The organism is Kolteria novifilia (genome assembly GCA_007748055.1).
GTDB lineage: Bacteria > Planctomycetota > Planctomycetia > Kolteriales > Kolteriaceae > Kolteria > Kolteria novifilia.
Genome location: CP036279.1, coordinates 5780973 through 5795233, shown reverse-complemented (window position 1 = coordinate 5795233; position 14261 = coordinate 5780973). Strand labels below are relative to the sequence as shown.

Here is a 14261-nt window from a genome sequence, read left to right as displayed (position 1 = left end):
TTCATCCTTTCTGGTCCTCGGTCGCCCGAATACTCCGTTGGGCGATCGTCGACGCCGGGGCAATCGAAAAGGCCAGCGTCCGCTCTCCCATCGAGTCGGTTTTCAGATCCTTCACTTTCAGCCGAAGCAAGTAGTTCCCAGCGGGAAGGTGGCTGGGAAGGATGAACGTGTAGTGACAATAGAAGTCGTGTCGCTTGGTTTGGCATCGGTCGTGGATGTTGTCGAACTCCATCGGATGCAAGACGGTGCCGTCGGCTGTTTCAATCGTGATCTTGCTCGCCAGGGAAGTCTCAAAGCCGCTCCCCGCGGGAGACGACGCGAAATTCTTGACCTCCGTGTAGACGAGAAGCTGTTGGCCCGGACGGAGCTGGTCGCTCGTCGTCGGGACCACGCTGCCAAAGCCCTTGATTTGCTTGCAGAGCTTGGTGTTGTCGAGCACCAGGTCCGCGTCGTCGGATCCATCTTTCGGGGACGCGGGCATCTCGCCCGGCGAGTTCATCGTCAACCCCGGAGAGGGCTCGGTCGGAGCGGTGAGCGGTCGGGTCTCGTCAGCGAGGCAAGCGGGCGGAGGCGGCACCATCCGCTTCATCGCGATCACTTCCTCGGGTCCTTCCTCCTTGGCAGGCGCGGCGGGAACCACACTCGTGGGTGGCAGCTTCGGCACGAGCGACGCCGAGAGATCGGCGATCACCGGCTCTTCGGTGTCGGTCGGATCGGCGACGTTCGCCAGTTTGTCGAGGTTCGGTCCCTCGACATCGGCGGTTGGCTCGGTCGCGGGAGTCGTTGCATCGGAAGTTTCCTCGGGAAGAGCGGCGACCACCGTCGCGGGCATCTTGGGATCGCTGGGCGTCGGTGCCTCGGCGGTCGTCTCGTCGGCATCGCTAGTCGGTTTGGATTCGTTCCCGTCGGTCTCCGAGAGGAGCGGAGCCGGCGGTGGAGGCATCAGCGTTCCGCTCGCACTCGCGGCGTCTAGCTTCGGAGGTTCCACTTCCTTGGCAAGCTTCGCGGAAGCCGAGCCAAAGAGCGGAGCGGGTGGCGGAGGAGCGACGTCCGCTGAGTCCGAATCGTCGGCAACCCCGTCCATCGCCGCCACGGCTCTTCCGAGGGAAACCTCCAGTTGGTCGTCGGTGGCTTCCGTTTCCGGGACGGTTGTGGTCGATGCCTTCTTTGCCGGGTCGGCCGCCACTGTCATCAACGCGGAAGCGGGACGGACCGAGGCCTTGAGTTCGGGAATGGTCGGTTCGCTCGCCGTCGCCTTCTTGGTCGGTCGATTCGGGCGCAGGGAGACTGTCAGCAGAGTCGGTTCCGAGACCGTCTGGGATGGGGCGCTGGTCGGCTTCGGCTGACGGATCTGTTGGGGAACTTCCCTCGGCGGGCTCGGTTTCTGGGCGAGCGCTTCGGAAGGAACCTTCTTGGGAGGCAACGTCGCCGGACGATTCGCTTCGGCGCTTTGCTCGGCGGTGTCCTTGGGCGACCAACGGTTCATCGTGTCTTCGGAAACTTCCCGATTGGCGCCGAGGCTCTGACAGCCGGCGAGCAGGGCGATGCCCACCAAGCAGCATCGACCCCAGCGGCGCTGGGAGCTCCGCGAGCCAAGCGATGGTCCGTTCAAAGAGTCGCGTTGAGCCAACATGCCTCGTCTCATTGGTCGTGGGCCCCTCGGTACGCGAAACAATCTCGGCTTCCAAAGGAAGTCGAAGCGAATCCTCAACGACGTTTTGTCAGACGACCGGTTGGCGGGAAACGTCTTCCCGACGGGAAGGCGTCTTCGCCAAGTTGTCTCTTCTTGCATGGCCGTCGACACCGCAATGTGTCACCATTGGGGCAGCCGGTCGTCGCTACGCCCGCCGATGACGATCCCTATGAATGTTCATTGGGTCGACGGATGGTCCATTCGTCGGTGCTGGTGTCAAGGAAGTTGGATTTCGCGGCAGGATATAGACCCGACTCGGGGACGAATCAAGAGGAACTCGGAAGACCCGATTACCAAGCCCGTTGTCGATTGGCGAGACGTCAAGGATTGGACATGCCCGAGGAAGCGCTGATTACCTCAACTCAAGAGTTCAAAAAGCTTTGTGACGCCCTGCGCACGGAGCCCATCATCGGCCTCGATACCGAGTTCGTTCCGGAATACACCTACTCGCCGCAGCTCTGTCTGATTCAAGTCTCCACCAAGGACGAGCAACGCGCGATCGATCCCCTGGCGGTCAAGGATGTCTCGGAGTTTTGGGAGATCCTCGTCGAGCCGGGGCACGAGGTGATCGCTCACGCCGCCAAGGAAGAGATGAACTTTTGCCGGGCGAGCTCTGGAGCGACCCCCGAAAAACTCTTCGACGTTCAGCTCGCGGCCGGATTGGTCGGCTTCGGCTTTCCCCTCTCCTACGCCAATCTCCTCTACCGGAGCCTCGGGGTCGAAATTGCCTCGACCGAGGCGCGAACCGATTGGCGGGCACGCCCTCTCTCTTCAAGACAGGTCGATTACGCCCTCGGGGATGTGAAGCACCTTCACCGTCTCCGGGAGGCGATTCTCGAACGGCTCGATCGGATGGGACGGCAGCACTGGCTCGAGGAAGAGAATGCGGAGGTGCTCCGGCAGCAGGAGAAGCCGCCGGTGGCGAACTATCGGCGCGTCAACGGTTCCGGCTCGATGACCTCGCGGAACCTCGCGATCTTGAGGGAATTGGCGGAGCTGCGCGACAAACGAGCCCGGCATCTCGACAAGCCTCCACGCTGGGTAATGCGGGACGATTTGCTCGTCGAACTGGCCAAGCGCAAGCCGAAGAGCCTCGCCGATCTGAAGAAGACGCGCGGGTTGGGGAACATCAAGGATGGTCGCTGGGCCGACGAACTCCTGGAAGGGATTCGCCGAGCATTGGCGTTGCCGGACAAGGATCTTCCCAAGCGGCCGCCGCGTCGCGCCGCGACCGATGATCAGATGCCGCTAAAGATTCTCTCGGCAGCGATGTACCACATCGCTCACCGCGAGCAGGTGGCGCCGAGTCTGCTGGGGACCAACGACGATCTGCAGAAATTGATCGACTGGCATCTCAAGCGTCCGGGAGCAACCGAGCTTCCCCGGCTGGCGCGCGGATGGCGCAAGGAGGTCTGCGGCGAGGAACTGACCGACATGCTGGAAGGCAAAGTGTCGATGCATCTGGTGACGAAGGATCGCGAAGTCAGCCTCGTCTTCGACTCCGCCCGTGGCGCCACCAGCGAAACCGCATCGAATTGAGGAATGTGTTGTGACCGAGGAATCATTGCCACTGGGGTATCAGTTCGCCGGCGTCGCTTGCGGCATCAAGGACGATCCGACGACGAAGGATCTCGCTCTGATCGTCTCCGATCGCGACAGCGCCGCCGTCGGCGTCTTCACCACCAATCGCGTCAAGGCGGCGCCTGTCCTCTGGTGCCAGGATCGACTCCCCGCGACCGACGTTCGTGGCATCGTCGTCAACAGTGGCAACGCGAACGCCTGTACCGGTGAACGCGGACGGCGCGACGCCCAGCGGATGGCTCAGCGGTTGGCCACGGCGCTAGGTGCCAACGATTCCCAGGTACTCGTCGGCTCCACCGGCGTCATCGGTCATCCGCTCCCGATCGAGATCATCGAGTCCGGAATCGATTCCGCGGCCAAGCGGCTCGAACGGAGTTCGGCCTCGCTCGAGTTGGCCGCTCGGGCGATCATGACGACCGACACGCGCCCGAAGCTCTCCCGACGGACACTCACGTTGGCCGGGGGAGCGGTGACGGTCCTCGGCATCGCCAAGGGTGCCGCGATGATCGGCCCGAACATGGCGACGATGCTGTCGTACATCATGACCGATGCCGTCGCCGGCCCGGACCTGTTGGAGCCGGTCCTGCGGCAAGCGGTCGATCGGAGCTTTCACTGCATCAGTGTTGAAGGGCATACCTCGACCAACGACACGGTTCTCTTATTGGCCAACGGCGCCACCGGGGTCGCGGTCGACAATGAGGAGCAAGGCCTCTTCGAAGCGGCGGTGACCGAGGTCGCTTGCGAACTCTCTCGGGCGATCATCGACGACGCCGAGGGAGCCAGTCATGTCATTACCCTCGACGTGAGAGGCTGTCGAACCGAAGCCGAGGCGCGAACGATCGCCAAGGAGATCGCCGACAGTGCGTTGGTGAAGACGGCGGTCTTCGGCAACGACCCGAACTGGGGACGGATCGTCAGCGCCGCTGGCTATGCCGGGGTCGCGTTCGAAGAGACGGAAGTCTCCCTACGAGTCAATGGGACGCTCCTCTACGATCACGGCGTCCCGACACCCTTCGACGCCGACGCCGAGTCGAAGCGAATGAAGGACTCGCGCGAGACGCACCTGGAACTCGATCTCGAGTCGGGCGACGCTCGCTGCCGTTTTTGGACCTCCGATCTCACGCACGACTATGTGCATCTCAACGCCGACTACACCACGTGAGCGAATCTCTGTGGCAACTCGGCGTTCGTAGTTGACGACTAGACATTCCTTGAGTAGGATCTGACCTGGCATCTGGGGCTTACGATGTCATCAATTTGAACTAGTTACATGCGCGGCCGAGCAGAGAAGAGATGGCGGTTGGCCGTCCGTTGATCTAAGCGGGCCAAGTCGAGAACGAGCCTTGGTGGCCAAGATCAAGGAGGAGAAACGCAGGCGAATCCGTCGATTCGTCGCGTTTCTTGGACGCCGAGATTGGTCAAGAGGGCCGCTCGTAGCCGGCAGCGAATAGGTCAACGGGCTGTTAGACGTTGTCTTTGTCGCTGACGGATCGAATTCGTCGCTTCTCCACTTGGCATGAACCTCTCTTCCGGAGGCGGTCCTGGCACGCTTCACGACGCGTCGTCTCTTCTTCGCGCTGGAGTGAATCGGGGTTCGCTTGCGCAGGGCATCAGGTGGTACTGAGCATGATGCGAGAACGGTCCCCCTACATCATCGCTTTCTTCGTCATGCACGCCCTGGGTTGCGGGGGAAGCCATGATGGTCCCAGGCGCTATGAGCTTTCCGGAAGTGTTACCTACGAGGGAATGTCCGTCTCGATCGGTGAGATCCATTTTGAGCCCGATGCCAGCAAGGGAAGCATGGGACCTGGGACCGTCGCGCAGATCCGCGAAGGAAAGTACGTGACGCCACGCGGCAAGGGGACGGTGGGTGGTCCTTACATCGCGCGACTCTTCGTCTACGATGGTCGTCCCAAAGATGAGTCGCACGCGCCGCTTGGGAATCTCGTCGCAGGTCCTTTTAATGTCACGCTCGATGTTCCCGATCGAGATGCCACGCACGACTTCGAGCTTCCGCCCAACTGATCAGTTGCTTGAGTGTCCTGGGATCAACCCATTGAGTGCCGGAGCCATGGAGAAATTGGGGAGACAACAATGAGATCGCTAACGCGTCGCGGGTTCACACTCGTCGAACTGTTGGTCGTCATCGCGATCATCGGTGTACTGGTCGGCCTTCTCTTGCCGGCGGTTCAGCGCGCTCGAGAAGCGGCTCGGCGCGTTCAGTGCCAGAATCAGTTGCGCCAGATCGGGTTGGCGCTGCACAATTATCACGATGGCCACGGAGTCTTTCCTCCGGCGGGGGTCGCGAGGCGACCGACCAATGCGAACGACTGTCACGGAGGTGGCGCCGTGGTCGGAGACGCCGGCGCTCCGTGGACCGTGCTGATCCTTCCATACCTGGATGAGCAAGCGCGTTACGACCGTTTCAATTTCAACGCGCCGTTCGATTGGGGCTTCACGGACTCGTACGCCGCGAGCGGAAACTCGGCCAATTCTCCCAACCAATCCGAGCAGATTCAGCGTCTGGAGAAGTACGTCTGTCCTTCGAACCCGGTCGCGGCCAACTACCCCACGTTGAGCTACTTCGCCGTGATGGGTGGAGGGACGCTACCAAGTGGTGGCACCCAGTATCCTTGCGAACATGGCGGCGGGCGCGTCTACTTCAACAACGGCATGATGTGGCGCAACTCCTCCGTCCGCGAGGCCGCCGTCACCGACGGTCTTTCCAAGACCTTCCTCATTGGCGAGACCATCTTTTCCTACATTCCTCCTTGGTGTTGTGAAACCCTCACCTGGGCGTCGGCCCTGCGCCTCAACGGCGGCGATTCGCTGATGACCAACGCGGCCGCTTGCGTGCATCAGCCCAACTCGGGGGACGATCCGGCGGCCGGCATCAACATGTGGGGCGAACTCACGACCACCTTCCGCAGCTTCCACGATGGAGGCGTTCACTTCCTGATGGGGGACGGATCGGTGGAATTTGTCGGCGAGAGTATTGATCTGAATACCTACCGGTCGCTCGGAATTCGCGATGACGGCCAGCCACTTGGCGGCTTCTAGACTCTGGCCAGTGCAATTTTTCAGCTAAACTCTAGGGTGCCACTGGCTGTTTGTCAGCCAGTGCCAAAGGGCTGCACCAACACTACCTTCAGGTTGGATCAGATCGCTCGTTGCGTGAGCTACCATCACCCGGACGACTCATGTCGGTTATCTTGTTGTTCTCGCCTTGCCCTGCGATGAGAACCGTATCCACCACGTTGCCCCCAGTTCGAATGGACCCGCCATGTTCTTCCCAAACTCTCAGCAGGGCCGACTTCGCCGTCGGCGACTTCCGTCGCTAGGACGACTCTTTCTCGTCGTGCTGACTTTCGTCGGGGCCGCCGTTGCCGACTCCGTGGCTCGAGCCGATGAGGCCAACGAGCGTCCCAACTTCGTCGTCTTTCTCGCGGACGATCTTGGCTGGGGGGATCTCGGCTGCTACGGGCACGAGAAGATCCAGACGCCGAACCTTGACAAGTTCGCCAAGCAAGGCCTGCGGATGACGCAGTGCTACTCGGCGTGCTCAGTCTGCTCGCCTTCACGCTCGTCGATCCTGACTGGTCGGACGCCTTATCGCAACGGGGTCTGGCGCTGGATCCCCGATGGCTCGAAATACCACCTCCGCCCCAGCGAGATCACCGTCGCCAAACTGCTCAAGGATCAAGGCTACGCGACCTGTCACGTCGGGAAGTGGCATCTCAACGGCAAGTTCAACTCCTCCGAGCAACCGCAGCCGGGCGATCATGGCTATGACTGGTGGATGGCGACGCAGAACAACGCCGCGCCGACCCACAAGAATCCGACCAACTTCGTTCGCAATGGCGAGCCGGTTGGTCCCCTGGAGGGCTTCAGCGCCGAGTTGGTAGCCGACGAGGCGATCGACTGGCTCCAGCATCACCGCGACAAGGAGAAGCCCTTCTTCTTGACGGTCTGGACGCACGAACCTCACCTGCCGATCGAATCGAATCCGAAGTTCATGGAACTCTACAAGGACGCTGACGATCCCGGCATCAGGCAACACCACGGCAACGTCACCCAACTCGATCACGCCTTCGGCAAACTGATGAAGGAGCTCGAGGAGCAGGGCCTCGACGAGAGCACCTTCGTCATCTTCACCTCGGACAACGGCCCCGAGGGTAGCGGCGAGCCTTTTCCCAAGAACCCCCAATCGCAACGCAACCGTACCCGCGGCTCGACCGGCGGACTACGCGGCCGCAAGCGCAGTACCTTCGATGGGGGAATTCGCGTTCCGGGCATCGTTCGCTGGCCGGGCAAGGTCAAACCGGGGACCGAGACCAAGGAACCGGTCATCGGATCGGACATCTTCACGACGATCTGCGACATCGTCGGCGTTCCGGTTCCGAGCGACCGAACGATCGATGGGGCGAGCATGCTCCCGCTCTTCGAGGGAAACCAGATCGAACGCGAGCAACCGCTCTACTGGCGCAACCATCTCTCGGATGACAAACACATGGTCGCTCTTCGCGACGGCGACTGGAAGGTCATCGGCTCCAGCGACATGACGCACTTCGAGCTTTACAACCTCGCCGACGACTGGCAGGAGACGGCCGACGTTGCGAAGAAGTTTCCCGTCAAGTTCGCCGAAATGAAGCGGAAGCTCATCGACCACGATGCCGCCGTTCTCGCCGACGGCCCCGACTGGTGGAAGAACGATCCCCACGCCCGCAAGAGAAAGCAGCCGAAGCCGAAAAAGAAAGCTAAGCCGACGACGTGAGACGCAAGCTTTGGCAACGGGACGAAGCGTGCCTACTTCGTCTCGCGGACCTGCTGGACTAATCGACCAACGGTCGTTCCGATTCGATCCTCGATGTTGCCGGACCAGCGGAAGGCGGGACGGCCGTACTCGTAGAGAAACGATCCGCCCTCGTAGCCGCCTTCTTCCCAAACACGCCGCGAGGGAATGTAGGCGATCATGTCGTCTGAATAGCCGCAGACCCATGTACCGGGACCGAACTCGCGCTTGAAACGCAGAGCGTAGTCGACGACCGTTTCGGCTCCCATCCCGATGAGCAGCATCTCGCCGCCGAGTTGCCAGACGTGGATCGGGTAGGGATAAGCGGCCTCGAACTCTTCCCCCGCTTCCCGTTTCGCAAGCATCCGGTCGGCCCAGCGGGCTCGGATCGGGCTGTTGTCGCGCAGAAGTCCAACGAGCTCTTCCCGCGACACGACCTTCTGATAGGGAAGCTCCACCATCGCGAAGGCGGTCCGCAATCCAGGAGAGACCTGCTTGAGGGACGATCGCCGTGCCAAGACCTCCTCGACGGCGCTGGCGAGCATGTGGCCGTACTTTTCGCATAGCTCGACCCGTCGTCGGGGGAGCGGATTCTGATCGCCGCCGCACGTGTTGACGAACATCGCGGTCGCGCCGGGATGACGTTTCTCCAACTCAAGCTGGGCGAAGCCGGGATAGTCGCCGCACCACTTGCGAAAACTGAGCGTGGTCGGATGGCACGCGTAGCCGAAGAGAATCGCTTCCAACTTTCCGTTCGGTCGGGTCACCGTCAGGACGGGGACGGCGTGGTCGACGGGGCCTTTGAGGGGAACGCTTCCGGCGAGGAGCCGGGGGATTTCCGCTTCGGGGTTGTTGCGTCGGTTGACCGCGAAGGTGGCCTTGCCTTCACCCATCCCCAGCGTGGCGGGCTCGAGTCGTTCGAACGCCTCGCCGACCATTCTGACGCAAGCATCGACCATCCGGTCGGTGTACTCCTTGACGAGTTTGACCTGGTCGACCTCGACGGGATAGTAGTCGACGAGGTCATCGCCGAGTCGCGGCCCGCAGTGGTTGTGGGAGAAGGTGAAAAGGACGTCCTGGCGCTCGAGGCCCAACTCAGTCTGTAGTCGTTCGAAGACGCGATCGCTCATCGACTTGGGAACGCCCTGGAAGTCGCTGGTGATCAGGACCGCGCGATGACCGCCGGTGTCCTGAAGGGCGAGTGCCTTCATCCAGAGATCGTGGAGCTTGCCTTCGGGTGGGCGTTTGGTGCCGTACCCCGCGAGCCAAACCGGCGTCTTGGGCGTGATGTTCGCCCTGGCGACGCCGGCCTTCCACGTCGGCTTGTCGGCGTAACTTTCGGGCGCGAATAGCGAGATCGACCCGAGTAGCGCCAGCGACCAGAGAAGGCTTCGTCGAACCATTCAAGACTACCTTTCAGGATCGCGGTCAGCGAATAGCGTTGCGCCGATGAATGTGAGTCATCGTTCGGATGGCGTGTCGGAGAAGCCCCGACTCGTTGGCACTGGTTGGCGAGCAGCCAGTGGCGCCCGATGGCTTGAGAGGACCGAGGCATCGGCGTCGATGGAGGACACGACGAACCGATCGCTACGAGAGCATCGACTGACAGCCACCAGACATCATCTCGTCGATGGTTGGCTCGCAGAAGGCGACGCTGACCTCGTAGCCACCGAGGGGGTACTCGGCCGCGATCGGCAAGTACCAGGGGCCGCCGTCACCGTAAGCCGCCGTGGCGAGGAACTGGTCCTTGGCCATCTCCTGGGCCTTGAGTTGGTACTCGATGAAGGACTCCGCCGGCAGGTGCAGGAGCGTCGTCTTGCCCAGCGAGAGCGAACTTAAGACGAGCGGCTCCTGACGCTCGCAGCGCCGCAGCCATTCGAGTCGATAGGCGGCGATGTTCCGTCGCGAGGTCGGACGTTTGGTGTCCTTCATCATTTCATCGAGGACCTCGGCCGTGAACTCCTTCTTTGGCGTCGGTAGCAGGTCGGCCGTCTTCCAGGTAACGGTTTCGATCGGTTGTTCCTTCAGGTTCTTTTCGGAGTCGACCATCGCTCGATAGATGCGATCGCGAAGGATCGGACGCATCTCCTTGGAACCGTCGTTGTACTTGCCGGCGGCGACGTTGCCCGAGGCGCCGGTGAAGTAGAGGTGCAGTGTGTCGGGCTCTTCCTTTTGCCGCATCTTGCGGGCCAGCCCTGGGAAGTCGCTGCTGACGCGACCGTCGCCGTAGTAGCTCATCGGGTGCGTGGCGTAGTAGTGGCACGCGGCGAGCTTCGTCGGACCATCGTAGAAAGCGACCGTCTTGAGCCACGGGTCGATGGTGCCTTCGGGGAGGGCACGGAGTTCCTTGTCGGCGCAGCGGCTGCCTCGCATCTTGACAATATTCCCGTCCGCGTCACGCATCACGCGGCGGTTGGCGGCGACCTTGTCGACCTTCGCTTGGCCGACGGCGATGTGCGTTAGGGGACGAGCGTTGGCCACCGCTTCGGTCACCGCTTTGTGTCCTCGGTCGAGGCACTGGTTGTAGAAGCCGACGTCGACCATGCTCGGCAGATCGGCATGCTTCTCGACGAGCTTCTGGCTCTCGAGGCATACGAATGGGGCATTGTGTTGATGGACGCACTGCACCGCGACGCGATCGGGCGTCGTTCCGGCCGCATCGGCCAAGGCCTCGCGCCACTTGGTGTTGGCACTGTTGAGAAGACCAGTCCAGTCGACCGCGCACAGGACGACCGGCTTGCCGGCTCCCGATATGACCAAGCCAACGGCCTCGAGCGGATCATCATAGCCGACGACCGGCTTGATCCAGCCGCCACAGCAACCATGCCCGAGGGGAGGGGTGACGTCGAAGCGGAAGGTCGACAATTGAAGGTCGCCGGGCGAAGCGTTGGCGGCGGTCGCTAGCCCCGACGCGAGCAGGGTCGAGAGAGCCCCGCCCATGGACTGATGCAGGAAACGTCGGCGATTGAGGAGGAGCGCATCGGATGACATAGAGAGTCTCCTTGATCTGGAAGGGAGGACGGCTGCGGGGCTACTGGGTGGCGGCTTGCTGCAAGTACGCGATGAGGTCGGCCATCGCCTGATGATCGATCTCCTTCTCGAGCCCTTCGGGCATCAAAGACATGCCGGTGCCTCGGAATTCATCGATGTCGATTCGCAGGACGGTGTCGGACTCGCCCTTGCCACGTTGGAGCGTGACGCTGGTGGCGGTTTCCCCGCCGATCATGCCGGTGATTACTTCGCCGTCCTCGGTCGAGAGGACGTAGCTGAGGAACTGCGGGTTCACCTCTCGATTCGGATCGAGGACGTTCATGAGAATCGCCTCGGGACCGCGCGAGACCATTGCCGCAAGGCTCGGGCCGACGACGTGACCCTTGCCGGCGACACGATGACACGATTGGCAATGCTTGGTGAAGACCGCTTCGCCCTTCGTGGCGTCACCCTGAAGGTTGAGCGTGGCGCGATAGGCATCGACGACCTCCTTGCGTTTGTGGGAGACCCCTTCCAGCAGCTTGCTTGCCTGTTCGCGGACGTCGGCGTCGGTGTGCTGAGCGAGGATTCGCAGATGGGCGGTCGGGAGATTGCCGCGACCGATGTCGCCGTTGGTGACCGCCGCGAGAAGCTGCTTGACCCAAGTGGTGCGCGAGACGAGCACGTTGGCGGCGCTGGCGCGAAGGCTCGGGCTCAAGCTCGACCAGCGTTCGACCAAGAGGGAGCCGACGTCGGGATCATTGAACGTCGCGAGCGTCTCGAGTGCCGCTTGTTGGATCGCGCCGGGTTGACGCGGATCGAGCAGTTCGAGCAACAAGTCCCGCGTCTCGGCGAGGGAGCCGAGGGACAACTCGTGAATCGCGGCAACTCGCGCCTTCAAGCCGAGTGAGGTGTCCCTGGCCGCCTTGGTCGCCTTGGCGAGCACGTCCCGTCGCCACGCCTCGGCATTGCCGCCGGTGACGCTGGCGATCCGGCTGGCGAAGGGGCTGTTGGGTTTGAGGGAGAGACTCCGCACCAGGTGGCGAGCCGTCTCGGTGTCGCCTTGCTTGCTCAGGTCTCCGAGCAACGTGAGGACCGCGGCGACATCCTCCGGCCGCTGTTGACGACCGATCTGGGAGGCGAGGGCCTTGATCCAATACTTCGTGTTCGGCGAGTCGTCGCGGCGTGCCAGGATCGCCAGGACGGGCCCGGCGCCGCGCGTCAACGAACTCGCCAGAGCGATACGCATCCAGCGTTCCTCGCCGTCGTTGGCGATGAGCTTGGCCAGGGCGGCGTCGCGCCGAGGTCCGCCGAGGTCCCCCAGCGTGTAGGCGAGCTGATAGCGAACGTGGGGATCGGAGTCCTCGATCATCGAGTAGAGCTTCTGGGCGATCGCGGGATCGTCGAGTAGCGGCGTGCGCCGCGGGCTGTCGGAAACGCTTTGGCCGAGGCGTTTCGACTTCGGCTCGCAAAGTCGGATGGCGTGCTGCCGCACACGGGGATGCTCGTCGTCGAGGCCTTTGAGGATCTGGTCGGGGGTGAGGGCGTTGAGTTGATCGAGGGCATAAAGGGCGTGGAGACGACCTTGGGGACTACCCTTGGCGAGCAGTTCGCGAAGCTGCGGGATCGCCTTCGCGTCGGCGCGTTCGAAGAGCAGCCGCGAGGCGGTGTCGCGGGTCCAGCCGTTGGGATCGTCGAGCGCGGCGACGAGCTGCGTGGTCGAGGAAGCCGACATCTTGGGAACGTCCAATCGCTTGTAGTCTTCGTCGACCAAGCGATAGATCCGGCCCCGATCGCGTCCACTGGTCAAGTCGAGGTGCTTTTTGAGCATGCTCGGAATCGACTTTGGGTGTTCGATCGTTTCGCGGTGCATGTCGGCGATGTAGAGGGCGCCGTCGGGGCCGTTGGCGAACTGCACCGGGCGGAACCAGATGTCGTTCGAGGCGAATAGCTCGGACTTCTCGTCGACGCGCTGCCCGTGGAAGAGGAGTCCGTCGGGGACGAGCTTCTTGCGATGGACGAGGTTGCCCCCCGCGTCGCCGACGATCGCCATCGACCGCGAGTTGCCTAGCGCGTCGCCGCGATAGATGGTGGAACCGGTGGCGCCGGTGAAGTAACCCGCCGCCTTGCCGCCACGTTCGACTGCGCCGGGAACCGCTCCCGAGACGCGAAGCCGCGTCCGCACGATGCGCCATGGTTCGACGGGACTGGCGCGGAAGACGTCGGCTTGCGGGCCATCGGCAGCGATACTGACGCGCGGGGAGGAGACCGCCAAGTACGGATTGCGGGCGATGTAGCGTTCCTCGAACATCGTCATTTGCAGGTGGTCACTGTTGGAGCAGACGAACTTGTCTCCCCAATCGTTGAAGCTCATGCCGTGTTGGGCACCGCCACTCTCGGCGGTCATCTCGAGGGTCTTCGGGTCGAAGGCGAAGTCGCGGCCACGAAGGTTCAGGGGAGGGGACTTGTCGTCGCCCACCCGCTTGATGGTGCCCCCGCTGGAACTGGTCGCCCCGTGGATGCGATTGTCGAGCCCCCAGTTGAACGAGTTGAGAAGGCCCTGAACGTTGGTCTTACCGAAGCCGGTGAAGATTTTGTCCTTGTCGTCGGCCTGGCCGTCGCCGTCGGTGTCCTTGAAGTACCAGATGTCGGGGGCGGCGCCGACAAAGACCCCGCCGTCGTAATAGATGATCGCGGTCGGCCAGGAGAGACCATCGGCGTAGACGGTGCTCGTTTCGTAGACGCCGTCGCCGTCGGTATCGACCAGACGGCGGACGCGGCCGAGCATATCGCCGGCTTGTTCGGAATACCCCCTCATCTCGATGACGAAGAGATTGCCATCCTCGTCGAAGGCCATCGCGACGGGGTCGACGACGGTCGGCTCATGGGCGGCGAGTTCGGCGTGAACGCCAGGGGCGATGCTGAAGGTGTCGAGCGCTTTGTCCAGGGGGACCGGCTTGATGCGAGGCAATTCCTTGCTGTAGTCCTTCGTCGTGACGTCCTCGGCCTCGGCGGTCGTGGCGTATTGGACGCAGGGGGTCGCGACGACGATCGCCGCCAAGAGCAAGAGCCGCGTCATACGGGGCAATCGAGAGTTGGTCATTGCCGAGGTTCCGTGTCGTCGGGGGTGGTGGGGCAGGCCGTGGATTGGGGGAAGATCGTCGCGTCGAGCCAAGTGGAGAGTCCTTAACGTGGGGCGCGGGCGGGAGTTTTGTTCTTGATTCC

The 14261-nt window shown here is 62.5% G+C and carries 9 protein-coding genes; 5 read left to right on the top strand and 4 right to left on the bottom strand.

What is annotated here, in order from left to right:
• Window position 1: 1 nt before the first annotated feature.
• Entirely contained in the window at window positions 2-1552 is a 1551-nt protein-coding gene (locus Pan216_RS21295; RefSeq protein WP_145261161.1) for a hypothetical protein, read from the bottom strand.
• A gap of 474 nt (window positions 1553-2026) precedes the next feature.
• Between Pan216_RS21295 and Pan216_RS21290 the strand changes: the two genes are divergently transcribed.
• From Pan216_RS21290 to Pan216_RS21270, 5 genes are all read left to right on the top strand, one after another.
• A complete protein-coding gene (locus Pan216_RS21290; RefSeq protein WP_419192813.1) occupies window positions 2027-3232 on the top strand; it encodes a ribonuclease D in 1206 nt (401 codons plus the stop codon).
• A gap of 10 nt (window positions 3233-3242) precedes the next feature.
• The gene (gene argJ, locus Pan216_RS21285; RefSeq protein WP_145261158.1) at window positions 3243-4436 is read left to right on the top strand and encodes a bifunctional glutamate N-acetyltransferase/amino-acid acetyltransferase ArgJ; all 1194 of its coding nucleotides are present in this window, start codon (window positions 3243-3245) and stop codon (window positions 4434-4436) included.
• A gap of 464 nt (window positions 4437-4900) precedes the next feature.
• Window positions 4901-5299, top strand: a complete 399-nt coding sequence (locus Pan216_RS21280; RefSeq protein WP_145261156.1) for a hypothetical protein — start codon at window positions 4901-4903, stop codon at window positions 5297-5299.
• A 69-nt stretch (window positions 5300-5368) separates the two neighbouring features.
• The gene (locus tag Pan216_RS21275) at window positions 5369-6334 is read left to right on the top strand and encodes a DUF1559 domain-containing protein (protein ID WP_145261154.1); all 966 of its coding nucleotides are present in this window, start codon (window positions 5369-5371) and stop codon (window positions 6332-6334) included.
• A gap of 223 nt (window positions 6335-6557) precedes the next feature.
• Window positions 6558-8048, top strand: a complete 1491-nt coding sequence (locus Pan216_RS21270) for a sulfatase family protein (protein WP_145261153.1) — start codon at window positions 6558-6560, stop codon at window positions 8046-8048.
• Window positions 8049-8080: 32 nt separating this feature from the next.
• Here Pan216_RS21270 and Pan216_RS21265 read toward each other — a convergent pair whose 3' ends face one another.
• The 3 genes from Pan216_RS21265 to Pan216_RS21255 form a co-directional block, all read right to left on the bottom strand.
• Window positions 8081-9469: a neutral/alkaline non-lysosomal ceramidase N-terminal domain-containing protein gene (locus Pan216_RS21265; RefSeq protein ID WP_145261150.1), complete on the bottom strand. Its 1389-nt coding sequence runs from the start codon at window positions 9467-9469 to the stop codon at window positions 8081-8083.
• A gap of 184 nt (window positions 9470-9653) precedes the next feature.
• Window positions 9654-11057 (bottom strand): hypothetical protein, encoded by a 1404-nt coding sequence (locus Pan216_RS21260; RefSeq protein WP_145261148.1) that lies wholly within the window; start codon window positions 11055-11057, stop codon window positions 9654-9656.
• A gap of 40 nt (window positions 11058-11097) precedes the next feature.
• Window positions 11098-14139, bottom strand: coding sequence for a PVC-type heme-binding CxxCH protein (locus Pan216_RS21255; protein ID WP_145261146.1), 3042 nt, complete (start codon window positions 14137-14139; stop codon window positions 11098-11100).
• Window positions 14140-14261: the final 122 nt, after the last annotated feature.

Bases quoted from the DNA above. Each gene is read 5' to 3' on its own strand.
- Pan216_RS21270 (WP_145261153.1), top strand. From the start codon at position 6,558: ATGTTCTTCCCAAACTCTCAGCAGGGCCGACTTCGCCGTCGGCGACTT.
- Pan216_RS21290 (WP_419192813.1), top strand. From the start codon at position 2,027: ATGCCCGAGGAAGCGCTGATTACCTCAACTCAAGAGTTCAAAAAGCTT.
- Pan216_RS21260 (WP_145261148.1), bottom strand. From the start codon at position 11,057: ATGTCATCCGATGCGCTCCTCCTCAATCGCCGACGTTTCCTGCATCAG.
- Pan216_RS21265 (WP_145261150.1), bottom strand. From the start codon at position 9,469: ATGGTTCGACGAAGCCTTCTCTGGTCGCTGGCGCTACTCGGGTCGATC.
- Pan216_RS21255 (WP_145261146.1), bottom strand. From the start codon at position 14,139: ATGACCAACTCTCGATTGCCCCGTATGACGCGGCTCTTGCTCTTGGCG.
- Pan216_RS21280 (WP_145261156.1), top strand. From the start codon at position 4,901: ATGATGCGAGAACGGTCCCCCTACATCATCGCTTTCTTCGTCATGCAC.
- Pan216_RS21275 (WP_145261154.1), top strand. From the start codon at position 5,369: ATGAGATCGCTAACGCGTCGCGGGTTCACACTCGTCGAACTGTTGGTC.